Genomic DNA, 21,061 nt, shown 5'->3' with positions numbered 1-21,061 from the left:
GACGGTAGATAACGATAAGCCGCGCCCGCGCTATTCGCCGGGCAGCAGCGCCGCCAGCGCGGCGATTTTGTTCTCCGTTTCCTGCCACTCCAGCAGCGGATCGGAACCGGCGACGATGCCAGCGCCGCCATACAGCCGCACCCGCTCGCCCAGCATCAACGCGCAGCGCAGCGTGACGCAGAATTCGCTTTTCTGTCGTGAAATAAAGCCCAATGACCCGGCGTACCAGTCGCGATCCAGCCCTTCGTGCCGCTGTAAAAAGGCGCGGGCGGCAGTGCGCGGCAGGCCCGCCACCGCCGCCGTCGGCTGTAGCCGTTGCAGACAGAGCGCATCGCTGCGGCTGCGCAGCTCGCCATGAATGCGCCGCCGCAGGTGCTGAACGTTGCGCAGGCGCACCAGCTCCACCGGCATCACCTCCAGCCCGCTGACCATGCCGTGCAGCCGCTGGCAGATATCCTCCATCACCAGCCCGTTTTCGCGGCGATTTTTCCCGTCGCGCAGCAGCCATTGCCCCTGCCGTTGGGCCACTTCCGGCTGGCTGTCGCATGCGACCGTGCCCGCCAGCGCCTCTGTCAGTAGTTCGTTCTGCTGACGCAGCCAGAGTCGTTCCGGGCTGGCGCAGACCAGCGCGCTCTCATCTTCGAGACGCAGCATGATTTGATAGCAGTGCGGATTGGCGCGGCGGCTGGCCGCCAGCAGCGCCTCAGGCGGCAGCGGACGGTCCCAGACGAGATTGGCGGTGCGCGCCAGCACCACTTTTTCCAGCACGCCAGCGTCGATGGTCGCCAGCGCGGTTTCGACCCGCCGACGCCACTCGGCCTGCTCCGGCTGGCACTGCCGTTCCCGCAGCGTTCCCGTCAGCGGCGGCAAGGGCCGTGACGGCAGCAGCTGTTGCAGAAAGCGCGCGGCGGCGCGCGCATCGTCGCGCAGGCAGCTGTCGCTGTGGAGAAACAGGGTCAGCCGGTCGCCGTGGCGATCGCGTCGCCACATCAGGCGCGGCAGAAAGAAGAAGCTGTTGGCCGCCTCAAAACGGTTGCCGCCCCAGATGCGCCAGTTAACCGGCAGATGACGACATGCCTGTTCCGCCTGATATAGCGTCTGATAACGGCGAATGGCGCCGCAGAGCGCCACCTGCTCCAGGCCGGAACGGTGCTGCCACCAGAGCTGGGGCCGGTGCGGCTGAGCGCTGAGCCAGGCGAGTGAGTCGCCAGCCGCGTCTAGGGGAACGGTAAGCGAGCGACAGCCCGCTTCGACGCTATCGATCTGCGTCAGCTGAGTGAGCAATGCGGCACAGGCGGCAGGAAGCGAATACACAAAACCTCCTTAAGCAAAAAGAGGTAGCTAGTGTAAAAGCGTCATCATCGCAGAATGTTGACGCAGGACAGTTCGACCGCGGTTTGCCCTGGCGGTTTATCCAGCGTAGCGTGAGCGTGAATCAGGAAATCAAAGGGGGTTGCAACGGTAAAAACAGACCAGCCCCTCTCCTTGCGGCCAGGGGCTGGTAAGACGGGGAAAGTTTAGCGGCGCGCCAGCAGCAGGCCGAAAACCAGACCGGCGGCTGCGCCGATGCCGATGCCCTGCCACGGTTTTTCGTGCACGTAGTCGTCGGCGCGGTAGGCCGCTTTTTTCGCACGATAGTAGTAAGAATCTGACGCTGCGCTAACGCGAGCTTTCACATCATGCAGCGCCTGCTCCGCCTTCGCCTTCAGTTCAATATATTTCTGATCGGTTGGATCGCCGGAAGATTTCAGCACCTCTTCCAGCGTTTCGGTGAGCAGGGTTAAGTCATCATCCAGGCGCGTTTCATGCGGCTCACGCGTTGCCTGAGCGTCGTCCGTTAATAGCGGATCGCGGTTTTCTTGTGAGTCAGTTGATACAGCCATTTTCTTCCTCCGTGTAAAACACATGCATGTTCAATAACTATAGACACTTTTTTCAGCGCTGCCTGTTCATCCTTCCAGGAATTCACTGATAACGAACGGCCGAAATCCGTTGGTTTATCTGAATAATCTGATAAATTTCCTGCGTACTGAATTTTTACCGCTCCCGTCTGTCGTAGCTGACTGTAGCCCGGGTCCCGCCGGGGAAAATGGGTGCAAAAGCACGACCTCTACACACTCGTTCAGCACAAGGAAATCGTTTCTGGCATGAATCGAAGAATGTTTATGAAAACGTCTATGGCATTTGCCGCCGTCAGCGGGATGTCCGGCTTATCTACGCTGTTCGCGCAGTCCGCCTGGGCGGAAGATGGCATTGCAGACGGCACCGCGACGCGCTTCGACTTTGAGGTGCTGAAGAAGAAAGCCGCCAATATGGCAAAAAAGCCCTGGGGCGGCGCGCCCGGCCCGTTGCCAGAAACGCTGGCGACCATGACGCCGCAGGCTTATAACGCAATTCAGTATGACGCCAACCACTCGCTGTGGAACGGCATCGACAACCGTCAGCTGGACGTTCAGTTTTTTCACGTCGGCATGGGCTTTAAACGCCGTATTCGCATGTTTTCGGTCGATACCGACAGCCGCGAAGCGCGTGAAATTCACTTCCGCCCGGAGCTGTTCAACTATCAAAACACCGCTATTGATACCAAACAGCTGGAAGGCAAAACCGATCTCGGCTTCGCCGGTTTCCGCGCGTTTAAAAAGCCGGAGCTGGCGCGCCGCGATATCGTCTCGTTTCTCGGCGCCAGCTATTTCCGCGCCGTGGACGATACGTATCAGTACGGCCTGTCGGCGCGCGGCGTGGCGGTAAACACCTTCAGCAACGGTCAGGAGGAGTTCCCCGACTTCGTGGCGTTCTGGTTTGAAACGCCGAAAGCGGAGGATACCACCTTTACCGTTTACGCCCTGCTCGACGGCGCCAGCCTGACCGGCGCCTATAAGTTCGTGATCCACTGCGAGCCGAAACGGGTGGTGATGGAGGTGGAAAATCACCTGTACGCGCGCAACGATATTCGTCAGCTCGGCATTGCGCCGATGACCAGCATGTTCAGCTGCGGCAACAGCGAACGCCGTATGTGTAATACCTATCATCCGCAGATCCACGACTCCGATCGCCTGGCGATGTGGTCCGGCAAGGGCGAGTGGATCGCCCGTCCGCTGAACAACCCGCGCAAGCTGCAGTTCAACGCCTATGAGGATGAGAACCCGCGCGGTTTCGGCCTGCTACAGTTGAATCACGATTTTGAAGATTATCAGGATGTGATCGGCTGGTATGACAAGCGTCCCAGCCTGTGGGTAGAGCCGGTTGGCAAATGGGGCAAAGGCGCGATCAATTTGATGGAGATCCCGACTACCGGCGAAACGCTGGATAACGTCGTTTGCTTCTGGCAGCCAGCCGAACCGGTTAAGGCGGGCAGCGAACTCGCTTTCCAGTACAAGCTCTACTGGAGCGGCCTGCCGCCGGTGCAAAGCGAGCTGGCACGCGTGGAAGCCACCCGTTCCGGTATCGGCGGCTTCCCGGAGGGCTGGGCGCCCGGCGAGCATTTCCCGGATGTCTGGTGCCGCCGCTTCGCCGTCGATTTCGTAGGGGGCGATCTGAAAAACGCCGCGCCGAAGGGCATCGAGCCGGTGATTACCGTCTCTGCGGGCACCATCAAACAGGTAGAGATTCTCTACGTCGAGCCGCTGAACGGCTATCGCATTCTGTTTGACTGGTACCCCACCAGCGACGCCGTCGATCCGGTGGATATGCGTCTGTTCCTGCGCACCAAAGAGGCGACGCTGAGCGAAACCTGGCTTTATCAATACTTCCCGCCGCCGCCGGACCAGCGCAAGTACGTTGACGACCGCCAGATGACGGTCAGCTAACCTGAGCGGCGAGGGAAACCTCGCCGTTTTTATTTCTCGCGCCGGAGAGCCGCGCGTTGGCGCGATGGCTCTTATACTGAAGGGTCACTATTTATGATGGAAAAAGGTGGGGAAAAGATGAGTGAGAAAAAACAGTTCGTCACGCTGGTCGGCAGCCTGCGCAAAGGCTCTTTTAACGCGGCGGTGGCGCATACGCTGCCAGAGCTGGCGCCTGAAGGGGTGACCATCAGCCATTTAGGTTCGCCGGGCGAATTTCCTCACTATAACGCTGATTTACAGGAAGAAGGCTTTCCGGCGGCGGTGCTGGCGATGGCCGGGGCGATCGCTAAATCTGACGGCGTGATTATCGTCACGCCGGAATATAACTATTCGGTGCCCGGCGTGCTGAAAAACGCGCTCGACTGGCTGTCGCGCGTGTCGCCCAATCCTTTCGCCGCTAAGCCGGTGCTGATCCAGAGCGCCTCGCCGGGCAATATCGGCGGCGCGCGCGCCCAATATCATCTGCGACAGATTCTGGTCTTTTTTGATGCGCGTGTGATGAACAAGCCGGAAGCGATGATCGGCCAGGTGACCGATAAGGTAAAAGACGGCGTGCTGGTGGATGACGCCACCCGCACCTTCCTCAGCAAGCAGTTACAGGCATTTGTTGATTTCAGCCGTTAAAACGCTAGCGGAGCGTCACGCTCCGCCCGCCTGAGGCTCCTGGCTCACCATGGCAATATGGGGAATATTATCCTCAAGGTAGATATCGCCTACCGACTTAAAGCCCATACGCATATAGAAAGCTTGTAAATGCGCCTGCGCGGAAAGCGCCTGCTGGCGACCGGGCCAGTGCTGCTGGCAGCTGAGCAGCACCTGCTCCATTAAGCGATAGCCCAGCTGTAAGCCGCGCGCCTCGCTGGTCACGATCACGCGGCCGATGGTCACCGGGCTGCGATCGTCAACCGGCGTCAACAGCCGCGCGCAGGCCAGTAGCCGCCCTTCGCCGGTGGCGAAGATATGGCGGTTGTCGCGCACTAAATCTTCGCCGTCGATATCTTCGTAAGGACACTGCTGCTCGACGATAAAGACCCGGTTGCGCAGCGCCAGAATCTCATACAGCTGCTGAATGTTTAATTCGCTGTGGTGCAGATCGTACCAGGTTAACTCCATTCTTTTCACTCCTGCAAACATTCCCCGGCTTTCCGGTCCGTATCCGTTTTATAACATCCCAAACGGACATAAAAACAGCGGCGGCGCTCTCGTTTCCCTGTTATATGACTGAAAAGCGCGAGCCATGGCCAAAAAAAGCCCTGTATCGCTACAGGGCTTTTTCGTCATAACGCAGATTACATCAGCGGCTGCGCCATCTGCACCAGACTGATCAGCGGCTGAGGATAAACACCCAGCAGCAGTACCAGAATAGCGGAGATCAGCACCACCACGCCGCCTGCGGTAAACGCCCAGTTAGCCGGCGTATCGCGGGTATGCAGTTCCGGCGGGCTGAGGTAGAGGCTGACGGTGACGCGCAGGTAGTAGTAAAGGCCAATGGCGCTGCCTAAGACGACCGCGCCGGTCAGCCACCACAGCGAGGCGTTGACGCCCAGCGCGATCACATAGAACTTGCCGATAAAGCCCAACGTCATCGGGATACCCGCCAGCGACAGCATCATTACCGTCATGACCGCCGACAGCACCGGACGATGCCAGAACAGACCACGGTAGGAGTAAAGCGAATCGGCGTCCGGCCCGCGATAAGGGCTGGACATCAGGCTGACCACGCCGAACGCGCCGATGCTGCTGAACAGGTAACCGGCCAGGTAAACGCCGGCGGTTTCCAGCGACATCTGATGCGACTGCACCGCAATCAGCGCCACCATCAGATACCCGAGGTGGGAGATGGAGGAGTAGCCCAGCAGACGCTTGATGTTGCTCTGGCTGATCGCCAGCAGGTTACCAAACAGGATGGAGACCACGGCGATGATCGCCAGCACGTTGCGCACCGCTTCGCTGTCGGTGGCTGGCGCGTACATAAACAGACGCATCAGCGCACCGAAGATGGCAATTTTACTGGCGGTCGCCAGGAAGGTGGAGACCGGCGCAGGCGCGCCCTGATAGACATCCGGCGTCCAGAGGTGGAACGGCACCAGCGACAGCTTGAAGCCCAGACCGATAATCATCATTCCCAGGCCTACCAGCAGCAGCGGCTGATGCAGCATGCTGTCGGTCAGGCTTTTACCCAGATCGACAAAGCTCAGGCTGCCGGAATCGGCATAGACCAGCGCGATGCCGAACAGCAGGAAGGACGAGGCGGCCGCCGACAGGATGGTGTACTTCAGCGCCGCTTCCAGCGAGCGCTTCTGACGGAAGGCATAGCCAATCAGACCGAACAGCGGCAGCGACAGCAGCTCTACGCCGATAAACAGCGAGGCCATGTGATTGGCGCTCGCCAACACCACGCCACCCAGCGCGGCGATCAACACCAGCAGGTAGAACTCGTCGCAGTTATCGCTGAAGCCCTGCAGCCAGGGATAGGCGAAGGTACAGGTCGCCAGGCTCGCCAGCATCACCAGACCGGTATAGAACATCGAAAAGCCGTCGACGCGCAGCAGCGGCGTGACGTCCATCGGCCCTGCCTGGCCGACAAACCAGAGTGACAACAGCGCGAGGTTGAGGCCAATTACGGTCAGCGTCGCATTGACAAAATGGTTGCGTCGCCACGCAATGGACAGCATCACAACCACCACCGTCAATCCGACGATCAACAGCGGCAGCAGCGCGATCAATTGTTGAGGAGTTATTGTCATGGCGAATTACGGCCTTGTAGTTGAAATTGAAGCGGTATACCACTGCTGAATGTTGCTCATTGCAGCGTGTGAGGTGTCCAGAATCGGCTGCGGGTAGATCCCCAACAGCACCAGCAGAACCACCAGCACCATAATCATAATGAACTCACGCGGGGACATGCCGCGCAGCGGCGTCTCCGACTTCGGCGCACCGTAATAGGCGCGCTGCATCATGATCAGCGAGTAAACAGAGGCGAACACCAGACCGAACGTGGCGATAACGATAATGGTCGGCACGACCTGGAAGCTGCCGGTCAGGATCATAAATTCGCCAGCGAAGTTGCCGGTACCCGGCATCCCCAGGTTCGCCACCGCGAAGAACAGCGACAGACCGGGAATCCACTTGATGCGTGACCAGAGGCCGCCCATCTCGCGCATATCACGAGTATGCAGACGCTCATAAAGCTGGCCGCAAAGAATAAACAGCGCCGCTGCGGAAAGGCCGTGCGCGATCATCTGCACCACCGCGCCCTGGAAGGCCAGCTGGCTGCCGGTATAGATGGCGATCAGCACGAAGCCCATATGGGAGATGGAGGTGTAGGCGATAAGACGCTTGATATCGGTCTGCGAAAAGGCCATCCAGGCGCCGTAGAAGATGCCGATAATGCCAAGCCACATTGCGACAGGCGCGAATTCCGCCGACGCGTTCGGGAACAGCGGCAGGCTGAAGCGCAGCAAACCGTAGGCGGCGGTTTTCAGCAGAATACCGGCCAGATCGACGGAACCCGCGGTCGGCGCCTGACTGTGCGCGTCCGGCAGCCAGCCGTGCAGCGGCACCACCGGCATTTTTACCGCGAAGGCGATAAAGAAGCCGAGCATCAGCAGGTATTCCACGGTGTGCGACATCGGGGTCTGCAACAGCGTTTCATAGTTGAAGGTCCAGACGCCGGTCGCGCGGTAATGCACGAACACCAGGCCCAGAATCGCAATCAACATCACCAGGCCGCTCGCCTGGGTATAGATAAAGAACTTGGTGGCGGCGGTAATACGGGTTTTGCCGTCGGACGCCTTATGTCCCCAGAGCGCGATGAGGAAATACATCGGCACCAGCATCATCTCCCAGAAGAAGAAGAACAGGAACATATCGATAGAGAGGAACACACCGATTACGCCGCCCAGGATCCACATCAGGTTGAGGTGGAAGAAACCCTGATACTTTTCGATTTCATTCCAGGAGCAGAGCACCGCCATCAGACCCAGCAGGCCGGTCAGCACCACCATCAGCAGCGACAGACCATCCAGCGCCAGGTGGAACGCAATGCCGAAGCGCGGTATCCAGGGAACGGAAAACTCAGACTGCCACTGCGGAAGACCGGCGGCCTGGGTCAGTGAATAGCCTCCCTGCAACCAGAGCTGCAGTGAAAGCGCCAGCGTCAGGCCCATTGTAATCAGGGCGATCCAGCGCGGCGTCCTGGCGCCTAAGCGCTCGGCGAGCCAGCAGAGGAAGCCACCGACAAACGGGATAACAATTAGCCAAGGTAATAACATGGCGGTTACGGTCCCTTTTCTAGTCCTGCATGAGCCGTCGGCAACCTTTGCCGCACGCGCTCAACCTCAGGTTTTTTCACAAGCTTATCGGGTGGGATGCGGCTAACCGCATCCCGCTCACTAACCTTACATCACCAGCAGCAGCGCCAGCACCACAACGGCGCCTACGCCCATGGAAGCGACATACCAGCGCAGATAACCATTTTCGCTTACCACCAGACCTTTGTTGGCAAGGCGAGACGCCAGCGCCGGGGTATTCAGCAGCGCGTTCAGCGGATCGCGCTTCAGCAGCCAGGCAATGCCCAGGTAAGGTTTAACGAAAATTTTGTCATACAGCCAGTCGAAGCCCCATGCGGCGAACCACCAGGTGCCGAAGAAGCGGCCCGGCGCGCTGTTCGCCACGCTGGAAACCAGCGTGCGCTTGCCGAGCCACAGCCAGGCGGCGATCAGGATGCCGACGATGGCGACCACGCCTGAGGCGATCTCCAGCGCAGTTTTCCCCGCTTCGCCATGATCGCCTTCCGGCAGCACGCCCGCCAGCGGCGGCGTGATTAACGCGCCGACGAAGGTGGAGAGCACCAGCAGGACGATCAGCGGCAGATGGTGAGTAATGCCTTTGCCCGCATGCGCATGAATTTTCTCTTCGCCGTGGAAGACGATAAAGATCATGCGGAAGGTGTAAATCGAGGTCAGGAAAGCACCGACCAGCCCGGCAACCATCAGGTTGACATGGCCATTTGCCAGCGCGCCGAACAGGATCTCATCCTTACTGTAGAAGCCTGCGGTCACCAGCGGCAGCGCGGCCAGCGCGGCGCCGCCCACCAGGAAGCAGACATAAACCAGCGGGATGCTTTTACGCAGGCCGCCCATTTTGAAAATGTTCTGCTCATGGTGACAGGCGAGGATCACTGAACCAGAGGAGAGGAACAGCAGCGCCTTGAAGAACGCGTGGGTCATCAGGTGGAAAATCGCCGCATCCCACGCCTGCACGCCCAGCGCCAGGAACATATAGCCGATCTGACTCATGGTCGAGTAGGCCAGCACGCGTTTGATGTCGGTTTGCACCAGCGCCGCGAAGCCCGCCAGCACCAGCGTCACCGCCCCGACGATGCCGACCAGATGCAGTACTTCCGGCGTCATCAGGAACAGGCCGTGGGTACGAGCGATCAGGTAGACGCCCGCGGTCACCATGGTGGCGGCGTGGATCAGCGCGGAAACCGGGGTCGGACCCGCCATCGCGTCGGCCAGCCAGGTCTGCAACGGCAGCTGCGCGGATTTACCCACCGCGCCGCCCAGCAGCATCAGCGTCGCCCATTGCAGCATGTGATTGTCCGCCGCGAAGTGCGCCGGTGCCAGTTCGACCATTTCACGGAAGTTCAGCGTGCCCAGTTCGTTGTAGAGAATGAACAGCGCGAACGCCAGGAAAACGTCGCCGACGCGGGTGATGATGAAGGCTTTCATCGCCGCTTTGCCGTTGTCTGGATTGGTGTAATAGAAGCCAATCAGCAGATAAGAGCAGAGGCCCACCCCTTCCCAGCCGAGATACATCAGCAGCAGGTTATCGGCCAGCACCAGAACCACCATGCTGGCGATAAACAGGTTGGTATAGGCGAAGAAGCGCGAGTAGCCCTCTTCCCCACGCATATACCAGGAGGCGAACATATGGATGAAGAAGCCGACGCCGGTCACCACCGACAGCATGGTGAACGAGAGGCCGTCGAGCGTCAGCGTGACGCCGATATTGAAGTTGTCGACATGCATCCAGGTCCAGAGCGCCTGGGTAAACGGCGCACGCCCCTGGTTAAAGAAATCGATGCCGACCCAGGCGGTGACCAGCGCCGCCAGGCCAATCGAGCCGACGCCCACGGTCGCCGACAGATTTTCCGACCAGCGGCCGCGCGAGAACGCCAGCAGCGCAAAGCCGATCAGCGGCAGCAGTATGGTTAAGTACAGAAGATTCATCCGCGCATCTCGCTTACTGTGTCAATGTTCAGGGTTTGACGACGGCGGTAAAGCTGCAGCAACAGCGCAAGGCCGATACTGGCTTCCGCTGCGGCGAGGCTGATCGCCAGGATATACATCACCTGGCCATCCGCCTGCCCCCAGTAGCTTCCCGCCACCACTAACGCCAAGGCTGCGGCATTAATCATGATTTCCAGACCGATCAGCATAAACAGCAGATTGCGACGCAGCACCAGCGAGGTCAGTCCGAGAACAAACAGCACGGCCGCCAGAATCAGTCCATGTTGCAGAGGGATCATACGCGCTCCTCCTTACTTTTTGCCGTCGCCGCATCGCTGACGCGATTGCTTAATATTTCGCCATGGCGATCTTCACGGCCGATATGGAACGCCACGACCAGACCCGCCAGCAGCAGCATGGAGGCCAGCTCCACCGCCAGCACGTAAGGACCGAACAGGCTGATGCCGACCGCTTTCGCGTCGATCACCGTGCCGTCGATGCCCTGATCGTTGGCGGTCATGATGGCGTAGACCATCACCACCAGCAGCAGCAGCGAGACCAGGCCCGGCCCGATCCACAGTGAAGGCTGCAACCACTGGCGCTCCTGGTTTTCCACCGATTTGCCGAGGTTCAGCATCATCACCACGAAGACAAACAGCACCATGATGGCGCCCGCGTAAACGATGATCTCCAGCGCGCCGGCGAAATAGGCGCCGAGCGAAAAGAAGACGCCGGCAATCGCCAATAGCGAGATGATCAGGTACAGCAGCGCATGTACCGGGTTGGTGTGGGTGATCACGCGCAGCGTGGTTAACACCGCCACCAGACCACAAAGATAAAACGCAAATTCCATGCCGGGCTCCTTAAGGTAACAAGCCTTTGACGTCGATGGGTTTGGCTTCGTTTTCCGCTTCGCCCTTGTCTTTCCCTTCGATCGCCATGCCTGCCATACGGTAGAAGTTGTATTCCGGGTATTTGCCCGGCCCTGAAATCAGCAGGTCTTCTTTTTCGTACACCAGATCCTGACGTTTGAATTCACCCAGCTCGAAATCCGGCGTCAGCTGAATCGCGGTCGTCGGGCAGGCTTCTTCACACATGCCGCAGAAAATGCAGCGCGAAAAGTTGATGCGGAAAAATTCCGGGTACCAGCGGCCATCTTTCGTTTCCGCCTTTTGCAGCGAAATACAGCTGACCGGGCAAGCGACGGCGCACAGGTTGCACGCCACGCAGCGCTCTTCCCCGTCCGGGTCGCGCGTCAGTACGATGCGTCCGCGGTAACGGGGCGGCAGGTAAACCGGCTCTTCCGGATACATTTGGGTTTCGCGCTTGGCGAAGGCGTGCATGCCTACCATCCAGATACTGCGTACCTGAGTGCCGAAACCGACAATAATGTCTTTTAATGTCATGGTTACAACCCCTTTACTGCGCGTTGTACAGAATCACTGCGGCGGTAGCCAGCAGGTTCAACAGCGTCAACGGCAGACATACTTTCCAGCCGAAGGACATTACCTGGTCATAGCGCGGACGCGGCAGCGCGGCACGAATCAGAATGAACATCATCATGAAGAAGGCCGTTTTGATGGCGAACCAGATAAAGGGCGGCAGCCACGGGCCGTGCCAGCCGCCGAAGAACAGCGTCACAATCAGCGCGGAAACCGTAGTAATCGCCACATACTCGCCCACGAAGAACAGACCGAACTTCATGCCGGAATATTCGATGTGGTAGCCGTCCGCCAGTTCCTGCTCCGCTTCCGGCTGGTCGAACGGATGACGGTGACACACCGCCACGCCAGCGATACAGAAGGTGAGGAAGCCGAAGAACTGCGGGATGATGTTCCACAGGTGCGTCTGGTCGTTAACGATGTCGTTCATATTGAACGATCCCGCCTGCGCCACCACGCCCATCAGCGACAGTCCAAGAAACACTTCGTAGCTCAGCGTCTGGGCGGACGCACGCATCGCGCCCAGCAGCGAGTATTTGTTGTTGCTCGACCAGCCAGCGAACAGCACCGCATAGACCGCCAGGCCCGCCATCATCAGGAAGAACAGCAGCCCGATGTTCAGGTCGGTCACCATCCAGGTCGGACTGACCGGCACGATAGCGAACGCCAACAGCAGCGAAACGAAGGCGATAACCGGCGCCAGAGTGAAGATAAAGCGATCGGTAAACGGCGGAACCCAGTCCTCTTTAAAGAACATTTTGATCATGTCCGCCACCAGCTGCAGCGATCCGCCCCAGCCGACACGGTTAGGCCCGTAGCGGTTCTGGAACAGACCGAGCAGACGGCGCTCGCCGAAGCTCATAAAGGCGCCGCAGGCAACCACCACCAGCAGGATGACGATCGCTTTCAGTACGCCCAGCAAAATATCGATAACATCCGGTGTCAACCAGCTCATTGTGCCGCCTCCCGCAGAGTCTCAATGTCGGCGCCCGACAGGAACGGCGGAACGCCCGGCATGCCGAGCGGCAAGCCCACCTGCCCCGCCTGCAACGCGTCCGAGAAGCGGACGGGCAGACGCAGCGTTTCGCCGGCGCAGTTCAGCTCCAGCGCCGCGCCAGCGTTAACGCCGAGCGTGGCGGCGTCGGCCGGGTTGATCACTATCGCCGGCTGCGGCATACGCTGCTGCATCACCGGCGCGCGCTGCGACATCTCTTCGCTGCCGAACAGGTTGTAGTAAGGCGCGACGCGCCAGCCGCCGTTGCGGGCGAAGGCGGTCGGCACGCGATCGAACCAGCTAAGCTGGCCTGCGGAAGCTTCAAACAGACGCACGCCGGGATCGCCGTTGCGCAGTTTGCCGCCTACTTCATCCTGGAACTTATTCCACGCCTGCGGAGAGTTCCAGCCTGGCGCCCAGGCGAAAGGAATATCCGAGCGCGGCGCGCTGGGCTGGTTGTTGCCTTCCATCGAGAAGGAGAACATGGTATCCACATCCTGCGGCTGACGCGGCTCGTGCACGCTGATATTGGCGCGCGCGGCGGTGCGTCCGCTGGAGCGATGCGGCGAACGCGCCAGCTTCTGACCGCGAATGCGGAAAGAGGCGTCCGGCGCGGCCTCTTTAATGCCTTTCAGCTGCGGCAGCGCGAGCGCCACGGCGTCGATAACATGATCGAGCTGCGTCCAGTCGACGCGGCGGCTCTGGATGGCGCTGTGCAGCGAGTGCAGCCAGCGCCAGCTTTCCAGCATGACTACCTGATGATCGTAATAAGCAGGATCGTAAACCTGGAAGAAGCGTTGCGCGCGTCCTTCCTGGTTAATCAGCGTGCCGTCGCTTTCGGCAAAGCTGGCGCCCGACAGAATCAGACCCGCTTTTTCCATGGTCGCGGTGCGCTGATGATCGAGCACGATAACGTTGTCAACGTGGCACAGGGCCGCGTCCACCTTCGCTTTCGGCGCGTGACGGTAGAGATCGTTCTCCATGACCACCACCGCGTCGGCGCTGCCGCTCTCCAGCTGGTTCAGCGCGTCGTCAAGCGTCATGCCGCCGATCATGCCCAGGCCGACGCTGTTGGCGGCGGAGGCGATCAGCGTAATGCCGACGTCGGCGCCGCGGCCTTTCAGCGCGCGCGCTACGTTAGCCGCCGCTTCAATCATCGCTTCGCTGCCGGAATGGGTGCCGGAGATGATTAACGGTTTTTTCGCACCGGCCAGCGCCTGCACGATCACATCGACTTTGCTGTTGAGACTGCTGTCGAAATCGCTGACCGCCGGGGCGCTTTCATCAAGCGCATGGGCGATGGCGAAGCCGAGACGCGCCTGATCTTCCACCGGCGCGCGGTAGCTCCAGGCGGCGATATCATCTAAGCGGGTTTCATCGACGTTAGTGACGAACAGCGGATGTTTGGCGTGTTGGCCGATATTCAGGATGGCGGCGATCTGCCAGTCGGCGACTTTCTGCGCCGCCGCCATTTCACGCGCCTTGCCCTTCACGGCCTGACGCACCGCCAGCGCCACGCGCGCGCCGGTCTGGGTCAGATCTTCGCCCAGCACCAGCACCGCATCATAGCTTTCGATTTCACGCAGCGCCGGCGTATGGATGCCGCCTTCGCGCAATACTTTCAGCATCAGATCCAGCCGCGCCTGCTCGCCCGCCGGCATGCCGGTGGAAAAGTTGGCCGCGCCGACCAGTTCGCGCAGGGCGAAGTTGCTTTCCACGCTGGCGCGCGGCGAGCCGATGCCGATCACTTTTTTCGCCTGACGCAGCACATCCGCCGCGCCCTGTATGGCCTGTTCAGCGTTAAGCGCCACCCAGTTGTCGCCGCGACGCTGCATCGGCTGACGCGGACGATCTTTACGGTTCACATAGCCGTAGCCGAAACGGCCACGATCGCACAGGAAGTAGTGGTTCACGCTGCCGTTGTAGCGGTTTTCGATACGGCGCAGTTCGCCATAGCGTTCGCCTGGGCTGATGTTGCAGCCGACGCTGCACTGCTGGCAGATGCTCGGCGCGAACTGCATGTCCCATTTACGGTTGTAGCGTTCGGAGTGGGTTTTGTCGGTAAAAACGCCGGTCGGGCAAATTTCCACGAGGTTGCCGGAGAATTCGCTCTCCAGCGTACCCTCTTCCGGGCGGCCGAAGTAGACGTTGTCATGTGCGCCGTAAACGCCCAGATCTTTGCCGTCGGCATAATCTTTGTAATAGCGCACGCAGCGATAGCAGGCGATACAGCGGTTCATCTCGTGGGAGATAAACGGACCGAGATCCTGGTTGCGGTGGGTGCGCTTGGTGAAGCGGTAGCGGCGGAAGCTGTGGCCGGTCATCACCGTCATATCCTGCAGATGGCAGTTGCCACCCTCTTCGCAGACAGGACAATCGTGCGGGTGGTTGGTCATCAGCCACTCGACCACGCTTTCACGGAACTCTTTCGCTTCACTATCATCAATCGAAATAAAGGTGCCGTCGGCGGCGGGCGTCATGCAGGACATGACGAGGCGACCGCGGGTATCCTCAGCGTTTTGGTATTGCTTTACCGCGCACTGGCGGCAGGCGCCAACGCTTCCCAGCGCCGGATGCCAGCAAAAATAAGGAATATCCAGGCCAAGGGAGAGACACGCCTGCAGCAGGTTGTCCGCCCCATCCACCTCATATTCTTTACCGTCTACATGAATTGTAGCCATAGTGAACATGCTTCCGTAAGGCTCGGATTTCCGAGCGTTAAACACAATTCTTTTTTACCCTTCGCCTTTCAGGCCGCAGCGGTGTTGGCTGCCTTCACTCACCGCGCTCGCTTACCAACGTAAGCTCGCGGGATTCATTCAGTTGCCGCCTTGCTGCAACCCGAGATGCTTTGGGTAAACGCCCTTCGCCTTCAGGCCGCAGCGGTGTTGGCTGCCTTCACTCACCGCGCTTGCTTATTTCTGTAAGCGCGGGGGACTGATTCATCGCTGCGCCAGGCGACAGGGTAAAGCGGCGCTAACCGTATTCCGTTGCTGCTCTGTTTTACCAGCGCGCTTTCAGCAGGTTAGGCTGAATGCCGTTAATATGACGGGCATTGCCAAAAACCTGTGGCGCGATGCCGGCTTCGAACTCTTCACGGAAATACTTGATGGCGCTCTGTAAAGGCTCGACCGCGCCGGGCGCATGGGCGCAGAACGTTTTACCTGGGCCGAGCTGTCGGCAGAGCTGCAGCAGCGTCTCGATATCGCCCGGCTGGCCTTTGCCCTGCTCCAGCGCGCGCAAAATTTTTACGCTCCACGGCAGACCGTCGCGGCACGGCGTACACCAGCCGCACGATTCGCGTGCGAAGAACTCTTCCAGGTTGCGCACCAGCGACACCATATTGATCTCGTGGTCTACCGCCATCGCCAGCGCGGTGCCGAGACGGCTGCCCGCTTTACCGATACTGGCGAACTCCATCGGCAGATCGAGGTGCTGCTCGGTCAGGAAATCGGTGCCGGCGCCGCCTGGCTGCCAGGCTTTGAATTTCAGTCCGTCGCGCATGCCGCCCGCGTAATCTTCCAGAATTTCACGCGCCGTAATGCCGAACGGCAGTTCCCAGACGCCAGGGTTTTTCACGCGCCCGGAGAAGCCCATCATCTTGGTGCCCGCATCGTCGCTTTTCGACAGCCCCTTGTACCACTCCACGCCGTTAGCAAGGATAGCGGGCACGTTGGAGAGCGTTTCCACGTTGTTGACGCAGGTCGGCTTGCCCCATACGCCAGCAGAGGCCGGGAACGGCGGTTTGGAGCGCGGGTTGGCGCGGCGGCCTTCCAGCGAGTTGATCAGCGCCGTTTCTTCGCCGCAGATATAGCGCCCCGCGCCGGTATGCACGATCAGCTCGAAATCGAAGCCGGTGCCGAGAATATTCTTTCCGAGGAAACCGGCTTCGGTCGCTTCGGCGATGGCGCGGCGCAGATGCACCGCCGCCTCGATATATTCGCCGCGCAGGAAGATGTAGCCGCGATACGCTTTCAGCGCGAAGGCACTGATCAGCATCCCTTCCACCAGCTGATGCGGCATTTGCTCCATCAGCAGGCGGTCTTTATAGGTGCCCGGCTCCATCTCATCGGCGTTGCAGAGCAGATAACGAATGTTCATCGATTCGTCTTTCGGCATTAGGCTCCACTTCAAACCGGTGGAGAAGCCTGCGCCGCCGCGCCCTTTCAGGCCGGAGTCTTTTACCAGCGTGACGATTTCGTCCGGCGCCATGCCTTTCAGCGCCTTTTCCGCGCCAGCGTAGCCGTTTTTGCTGCGGTATTCGTCAAACCAGACCGGCTGCTTGTCGTCGCGCATGCGCCAGGTCAGCGGATGCGTCTCCGCAGTACGAATGATCTCTTTAACTGTCATTGATACTGCTCCAGTAACGATGGGATGTTTTCCGGCGTCAGGTGAACATGGGTGTCCTCGTCCACCATCATCGTCGGGCCTTTATCACAGTTACCCAGGCAGCAGGTCGGCAGAAGCGTGAAGCGGCCGTCGTCAGTGGTCTGACCCGGTTTGATGTTCAGCGTCTGCTCCAGCGCGGCCTGAATGCCCTGATAGCCGGTAATGTGACAGACCACGCTGTCGCAATAGCGGATAACGTGGCGCCCTACCGGCTGACGGAAAATCTGGCTGTAGAATGTCGCAACGCCTTCTACGTCGCTGGCGGGAATGCCCAGCACTTCGGCGATGGCATTGATGGCACCATCCGGCACCCAGCCGCGCTGCTTCTGCACGATCTTCAGCGCTTCGATTGAGGCTGCGCGTGCATCTTCATAATGGTGTTTTTCATGCTCTATCGCGTCGCGTTCTGCCGCACTCAGCTCAAAGACCTCATTCGGGTCGATCGTTTCGATGGCAATTTTTTGATCGTGCATAATTAGCGGTCCACGTCTGACATAACAAAATCGATACTACCCAGGTAAACGATCAGGTCGGATACCAGGCTGCCGCGGATCACCGATGGGATCTGCTGCAGATGCGGGAAGCTTGGCGTACGAATACGCGTGCGATAGCTTACGGTGCTGCCGTCGCTGGTCAGGTAGTAGCTGTTGATCCCTTTGGTCGCCTCAATCATTTGCAGCGATTCGTTAGCGGGCATCACCGGTCCCCATGAAACTTGCAGGAAGTGGGTGATCAGCGTTTCAATATGCTGCAGCGTGCGCTCTTTCGGCGGCGGCGTGGTCAGCGGATGATCGGCTTTGAACGGCCCGGCAGGCATGTTGTTCAGGCACTGTTCCAGAATGCGCAGGCTCTGCCACATCTCTTCCATTTTCAGCATTACGCGGGTGTAGGCGTCGCTGACACCGCTGCCGACGGGAATCTCAAAGTCGAAGTTTTCGTAGCCGGAGTATGGACGCCATTTACGCACGTCGAAGTCGACGCCGGTGGCGCGCAGCGCGGCGCCGGTGGTGCCCCAGGCCAGCGCTTCGTCTTTGCCGTAGGCGGCGACGCCTTTGGCGCGTCCCACCAGCACGCTGTTTTTCAGCGCGACGGTTTCATACTCTTTCAGGCGCTTCGGCATCCAGTCGAGGAACTGACGCATCAGGCGTTCCCAGCCGTTCGGCAGGTCGTGCGCGACGCCGCCGATGCGGAACCAGGCCGGGTGCATACGGAAACCGGTAATCGCTTCCACCACGTCGTAAATTTTCTGACGGTCGGTAAAGGCGAAGAACACCGGCGTCATTGCGCCGACGTCCTGAATAAAGGTGGAGATGTAGAGCAGGTGGCTATTGATGCGGAACAGCTCGGAGAGCATCACGCGAATCACGTTAACGCGATCCGGCACTACGATGCCTGCCAGTTTCTCAACCGCCAGCACGTAAGGCATTTCGTTGACGCAGCCGCCCAGATATTCCACGCGGTCGGTATAGGGAATGTAGCTATGCCAGGACTGGCGTTCGCCCATTTTTTCCGCGCCGCGATGGTGGTAGCCGATATCCGGCACGCAGTCGACGATCTCTTCGCCGTCCAGTTGCAGAATGATGCGGAAGGCACCGTGCGCCGACGGGTGGTTTGGACCGAGGTTGAGAAACATAAAGTCCTCGTTTTCGGTGCCGCGTTTCATTCCCCACTCTTCCGGTTTGAAGAGCAGCGCTTCCATTTCCAGATCTTCTTTCTGCTTAGTCAGCTCATACGGGTCGAACTCGGTGGCGCGTGCCGGGTAGTCTTTACGCAGCGGGTGGCCTTCCCAGGTCGGCGGCATCATGATGCGTGTCAGATGCGGGTGACCGTCGAACGTGACGCCGAACATCTCCCAGGTTTCACGCTCATACCAGTTGGCGTTCGGGAAAAGTTTGGTAAAAGTCGGCAGGTGCATGTCGTTTTCGGACAAAGCGACCTTGAGCATAATGTCGCGATTACGTTCAATGGACAGCAGATGATAGAAAACGGAGAAATCGGCGGCAGGCAGGCCGTTACGGTGAGTGCGCAGGCGCTCATCCATGCCGTGCAGATCGTAGAGCATCACATAGGGTTTCGGCAGTTTACGCAGAAATTCCCCAATTTCCAGCAGCTGTTCGCGTTTTACCCAAACGACCGGCATCCCGGTGCGGGTTGGCTGAACAGTAAAGGCATCCGGCCCAAAACGGTTACGCAGCTCGCCGATCACCGGATCATCCAGATGATCCCGGGTTTGCCATGCAGGCTGAGCGAGATCTTGCGTGGTCAAATCTGTCATACGTTACTCACCATTCTGGCCTGAAAACAGGCGCGAAGTCGTTGGTGTCAGGATGAGGTGCGCGCGTTGGTTTGTAATGTTATTGCGCGGCGTGTCAGGCCTCATCCATAAACAGTTGTTTTAAATTTCGTCCGGGGTGCGCAGGTTGGTCACCGCAATACGCTCGCCGCGCTTCCTTTCGCGCTCGGCCTGCATATTGGCGCGGTATACGCCCTGGTCGCCTACGACCCACGAGAGCGGACGACGCTCTTTGCCGATCGATTCCTGCAGCAGCAGCAGCGCCTGCATATAAGCTTCCGGGCGCGGCGGGCAGCCGGGAATATAGACGTCTACCGGCAGGAACTTATCGACGCCCTGCACGACGGAATAGATGTCGTACATGCCGCCCGAGTTAGCGCAGGCGCCCATGGAGATAACCCACTTCGGCTCCAGCATCTGGTCATAAAGACGCTGAATAACCGGCGCCATCTTTTTAAAGGGCGTACCGGCGACCACCATGAAGTCCGCCTGACGCGGCGAGGCGCGCAGCACTTCTGAACCGAAGCGCGCAACGTCATGCACGGCGGTAAACGAGGTGGTCATCTCCACGTAACAACAGGAAAGGCCGAAGTTATACGGCCAGAGAGAGTTTTTACGACCCCAGTTCACCATGTCGTGCAGCGCGTGTTCCAGTTTGCCCATGTAAACGCTACGGTGGACGTGCTGCTCCAGTGGGTCTGGAACGATCTCCTGTTTCTGCAGGGGATAACGGTCGTTCTCACCACCGTTGGGGTCTATGCGGGTGAGCGTATAGTCCATCTTAATGCCTCGCTGTTACTGCTTTTGAGGGTTGGTGTTAGTGACCTTGCCGGTATCAACGTCCACGCGACGACGCGCAGGCGCCCAATCCAGCGCGCCAATACGCACCAGATAAACCAGTCCAGCCAACAGCACCAAAATGAAAATTGCGGCTTCAACAAAGCCGACCCAGCCGCTTTCGCGGATCGATGTCGACCATGCGTATAAAAAGAGGGCTTCCACATCGAAGATGACGAAGAACATCGCCACGAGATAGAACTTGGCAGAAAGGCGAAGATGCGTGCTACCAACCGGATCGATGCCGGATTCAAAAGGCGTGTTTTTATGGCGAGCGCGAGCGCGGCCGCCCAACAGCCAGCCGCCGGCCAGCATAAAGATGCACAGGCCAAAAGCGACAACGATAAAAACAGCGAATGCCCAGTGATGAGCGATAACTTCTGTGGTTGTTGACATACTCTCTGCTTACTCATCAAAAGTGGCGTTTAGCGTCCTGCGAAGCCGATGGCGAAGAACACACCACATTAATTCAAGGGAAGGATGAAAAACCTTATAAAATATGCTGTCTTTAACCTATAAGCAGCAATTTAATGGGGTTTTTTACCCCTTTCTATAACCTTTTGTCAACTTTGACAAAAGTATCCACACGTTAATTTACACTAGCATCATTTTATTAACATATGATGCGCAGAAATTAGGCTAAATCGTGTCAGTTTATGAATGTAAATTAAGTGTAGTGGGTATTTGCACGCTTGGATCGTGCATTTAACAAACATATTTTGACAGGAAAATGAAAGATTTCCTGCCCCACAACAGGGTTATTTTTTTGATCCAGGACACACTTTTACCCTTTTTGCTAAAATAACAGACAGTTCGCATGATTATTTTTTAAGCAAAATGAATAAAGTAGCCCGTTGAAGACAAGAAAAACCTTTTGGTCAAACGACCGACGCTTTTCAGCACAGCGATGCAATTAACAGCGGCAAAACAAGCAGAATAACGCCAGGAAAGCACCATAAAAAAAGCCTCCCGGCGCCATTAACGCTCGAGAGGCTTTTTTCCGGCGCTTTTATTCAAAAAACGCC

General features: G+C 58.7%; 18 protein-coding genes. 2 read left to right on the top strand and 16 right to left on the bottom strand.

Going from position 1 to position 21,061, the window contains the following annotated elements; genetic code table 11:
• Positions 1–30: 30 nt before the first annotated feature.
• Positions 31–1,314, bottom strand: coding sequence for an isochorismate synthase (locus tag MYY08_RS10500; RefSeq protein ID WP_288014009.1), 1,284 nt, complete (start codon positions 1,312–1,314; stop codon positions 31–33).
• Between the two features lie 203 nt (positions 1,315–1,517).
• A complete protein-coding gene (gene elaB / locus MYY08_RS10495) occupies positions 1,518–1,883 on the bottom strand; it encodes a stress response protein ElaB (RefSeq protein WP_052133873.1) in 366 nt (121 codons plus the stop codon).
• Between the two features lie 264 nt (positions 1,884–2,147).
• On the opposite strand from elaB, the gene MYY08_RS10490 reads away from it, so the two are divergent.
• Positions 2,148–3,806: a glucan biosynthesis protein D gene (locus MYY08_RS10490; protein WP_104951547.1), complete on the top strand. Its 1,659-nt coding sequence runs from the start codon at positions 2,148–2,150 to the stop codon at positions 3,804–3,806.
• A gap of 117 nt (positions 3,807–3,923) precedes the next feature.
• A complete protein-coding gene (locus MYY08_RS10485; protein WP_038629930.1) occupies positions 3,924–4,469 on the top strand; it encodes an NADPH-dependent FMN reductase in 546 nt (181 codons plus the stop codon).
• Between the two features lie 15 nt (positions 4,470–4,484).
• Here MYY08_RS10485 and MYY08_RS10480 read toward each other — a convergent pair whose 3' ends face one another.
• The 14 genes from MYY08_RS10480 to MYY08_RS10415 all read right to left on the bottom strand — a co-directional run bounded on the left by MYY08_RS10480 (position 4,485) and on the right by MYY08_RS10415 (position 20,432).
• Positions 4,485–4,958 (bottom strand): GNAT family N-acetyltransferase, encoded by a 474-nt coding sequence (locus MYY08_RS10480; protein WP_038625105.1) that lies wholly within the window; start codon positions 4,956–4,958, stop codon positions 4,485–4,487.
• Positions 4,959–5,134: 176 nt separating this feature from the next.
• On the bottom strand, positions 5,135–6,592 hold the full coding sequence (nuoN, locus tag MYY08_RS10475; RefSeq protein WP_038625102.1) for an NADH-quinone oxidoreductase subunit NuoN: 1,458 nt from the start codon (positions 6,590–6,592) through the stop codon (positions 5,135–5,137).
• Positions 6,593–6,598: 6 nt separating this feature from the next.
• Positions 6,599–8,119, bottom strand: a complete 1,521-nt coding sequence (gene nuoM, locus MYY08_RS10470; protein ID WP_084970673.1) for an NADH-quinone oxidoreductase subunit M — start codon at positions 8,117–8,119, stop codon at positions 6,599–6,601.
• A 126-nt stretch (positions 8,120–8,245) separates the two neighbouring features.
• A complete protein-coding gene (gene nuoL, locus MYY08_RS10465) occupies positions 8,246–10,081 on the bottom strand; it encodes an NADH-quinone oxidoreductase subunit L (protein ID WP_288014008.1) in 1,836 nt (611 codons plus the stop codon).
• Positions 10,078–10,380 carry an NADH-quinone oxidoreductase subunit NuoK gene (nuoK, locus tag MYY08_RS10460; protein WP_013509877.1) on the bottom strand — a complete coding sequence of 101 codons (303 nt, stop codon included), beginning with the start codon at positions 10,378–10,380 and terminating at the stop codon, positions 10,078–10,080. Before nuoK ends, nuoL begins: the two co-directional genes overlap by 4 nt.
• Positions 10,377–10,934, bottom strand: a complete 558-nt coding sequence (gene nuoJ / locus MYY08_RS10455) for an NADH-quinone oxidoreductase subunit J (RefSeq protein ID WP_038625095.1) — start codon at positions 10,932–10,934, stop codon at positions 10,377–10,379. The genes nuoK and nuoJ overlap by 4 nt, the downstream gene beginning before the upstream one ends.
• A 10-nt stretch (positions 10,935–10,944) precedes the next feature.
• Positions 10,945–11,487 carry an NADH-quinone oxidoreductase subunit NuoI gene (gene nuoI, locus MYY08_RS10450; RefSeq protein ID WP_038625089.1) on the bottom strand — a complete coding sequence of 181 codons (543 nt, stop codon included), beginning with the start codon at positions 11,485–11,487 and terminating at the stop codon, positions 10,945–10,947.
• A 13-nt stretch (positions 11,488–11,500) separates the two neighbouring features.
• Positions 11,501–12,478, bottom strand: a complete 978-nt coding sequence (gene nuoH, locus MYY08_RS10445) for an NADH-quinone oxidoreductase subunit NuoH (protein ID WP_038625087.1) — start codon at positions 12,476–12,478, stop codon at positions 11,501–11,503.
• Positions 12,475–15,198, bottom strand: a complete 2,724-nt coding sequence (gene nuoG, locus MYY08_RS10440; RefSeq protein ID WP_038625085.1) for an NADH-quinone oxidoreductase subunit NuoG — start codon at positions 15,196–15,198, stop codon at positions 12,475–12,477. The genes nuoH and nuoG overlap by 4 nt, the downstream gene beginning before the upstream one ends.
• 322 nt (positions 15,199–15,520) lie before the next feature.
• On the bottom strand, positions 15,521–16,867 hold the full coding sequence (nuoF, locus tag MYY08_RS10435) for an NADH-quinone oxidoreductase subunit NuoF (protein WP_190296066.1): 1,347 nt from the start codon (positions 16,865–16,867) through the stop codon (positions 15,521–15,523).
• The gene (gene nuoE, locus MYY08_RS10430) at positions 16,864–17,379 is read right to left on the bottom strand and encodes an NADH-quinone oxidoreductase subunit NuoE (RefSeq protein WP_038625081.1); all 516 of its coding nucleotides are present in this window, start codon (positions 17,377–17,379) and stop codon (positions 16,864–16,866) included. The genes nuoF and nuoE overlap by 4 nt, the downstream gene beginning before the upstream one ends.
• A gap of 2 nt (positions 17,380–17,381) precedes the next feature.
• A complete protein-coding gene (gene nuoC, locus MYY08_RS10425) occupies positions 17,382–19,181 on the bottom strand; it encodes an NADH-quinone oxidoreductase subunit C/D (RefSeq protein WP_038625079.1) in 1,800 nt (599 codons plus the stop codon).
• 120 nt (positions 19,182–19,301) lie between these two features.
• Positions 19,302–19,979 carry a NuoB/complex I 20 kDa subunit family protein gene (locus MYY08_RS10420; protein ID WP_038625077.1) on the bottom strand — a complete coding sequence of 226 codons (678 nt, stop codon included), beginning with the start codon at positions 19,977–19,979 and terminating at the stop codon, positions 19,302–19,304.
• A gap of 15 nt (positions 19,980–19,994) precedes the next feature.
• The gene (locus MYY08_RS10415; protein ID WP_038625076.1) at positions 19,995–20,432 is read right to left on the bottom strand and encodes an NADH-quinone oxidoreductase subunit A; all 438 of its coding nucleotides are present in this window, start codon (positions 20,430–20,432) and stop codon (positions 19,995–19,997) included.
• Positions 20,433–21,061 lie beyond the last annotated feature (629 nt).

This window comes from Mixta sp. (assembly GCF_024610815.1).
GTDB lineage: Bacteria > Pseudomonadota > Gammaproteobacteria > Enterobacterales > Enterobacteriaceae > Mixta > Mixta calida.
Note: the sequence above shows the minus strand (reverse complement) of the source record. Positions and strands in the feature narration are given on the sequence as shown.

Bases quoted from the DNA above. Each gene is read 5' to 3' on its own strand.
- elaB (WP_052133873.1), bottom strand. From the start codon at position 1,883: ATGGCTGTATCAACTGACTCACAAGAAAACCGCGATCCGCTATTAACG.
- MYY08_RS10490 (WP_104951547.1), top strand. From the start codon at position 2,148: ATGAATCGAAGAATGTTTATGAAAACGTCTATGGCATTTGCCGCCGTC.
- MYY08_RS10485 (WP_038629930.1), top strand. From the start codon at position 3,924: ATGAGTGAGAAAAAACAGTTCGTCACGCTGGTCGGCAGCCTGCGCAAA.
- MYY08_RS10480 (WP_038625105.1), bottom strand. From the start codon at position 4,958: ATGGAGTTAACCTGGTACGATCTGCACCACAGCGAATTAAACATTCAG.
- nuoN (WP_038625102.1), bottom strand. From the start codon at position 6,592: ATGACAATAACTCCTCAACAATTGATCGCGCTGCTGCCGCTGTTGATC.
- nuoM (WP_084970673.1), bottom strand. From the start codon at position 8,119: ATGTTATTACCTTGGCTAATTGTTATCCCGTTTGTCGGTGGCTTCCTC.
- nuoL (WP_288014008.1), bottom strand. From the start codon at position 10,081: ATGAATCTTCTGTACTTAACCATACTGCTGCCGCTGATCGGCTTTGCG.
- nuoK (WP_013509877.1), bottom strand. From the start codon at position 10,380: ATGATCCCTCTGCAACATGGACTGATTCTGGCGGCCGTGCTGTTTGTT.
- nuoJ (WP_038625095.1), bottom strand. From the start codon at position 10,934: ATGGAATTTGCGTTTTATCTTTGTGGTCTGGTGGCGGTGTTAACCACG.
- nuoI (WP_038625089.1), bottom strand. From the start codon at position 11,487: ATGACATTAAAAGACATTATTGTCGGTTTCGGCACTCAGGTACGCAGT.
- nuoH (WP_038625087.1), bottom strand. From the start codon at position 12,478: ATGAGCTGGTTGACACCGGATGTTATCGATATTTTGCTGGGCGTACTG.
- nuoG (WP_038625085.1), bottom strand. From the start codon at position 15,198: ATGGCTACAATTCATGTAGACGGTAAAGAATATGAGGTGGATGGGGCG.
- nuoF (WP_190296066.1), bottom strand. From the start codon at position 16,867: ATGACAGTTAAAGAGATCATTCGTACTGCGGAGACGCATCCGCTGACC.
- nuoE (WP_038625081.1), bottom strand. From the start codon at position 17,379: ATGCACGATCAAAAAATTGCCATCGAAACGATCGACCCGAATGAGGTC.
- nuoC (WP_038625079.1), bottom strand. From the start codon at position 19,181: ATGACAGATTTGACCACGCAAGATCTCGCTCAGCCTGCATGGCAAACC.
- MYY08_RS10420 (WP_038625077.1), bottom strand. From the start codon at position 19,979: ATGGACTATACGCTCACCCGCATAGACCCCAACGGTGGTGAGAACGAC.
- MYY08_RS10415 (WP_038625076.1), bottom strand. From the start codon at position 20,432: ATGTCAACAACCACAGAAGTTATCGCTCATCACTGGGCATTCGCTGTT.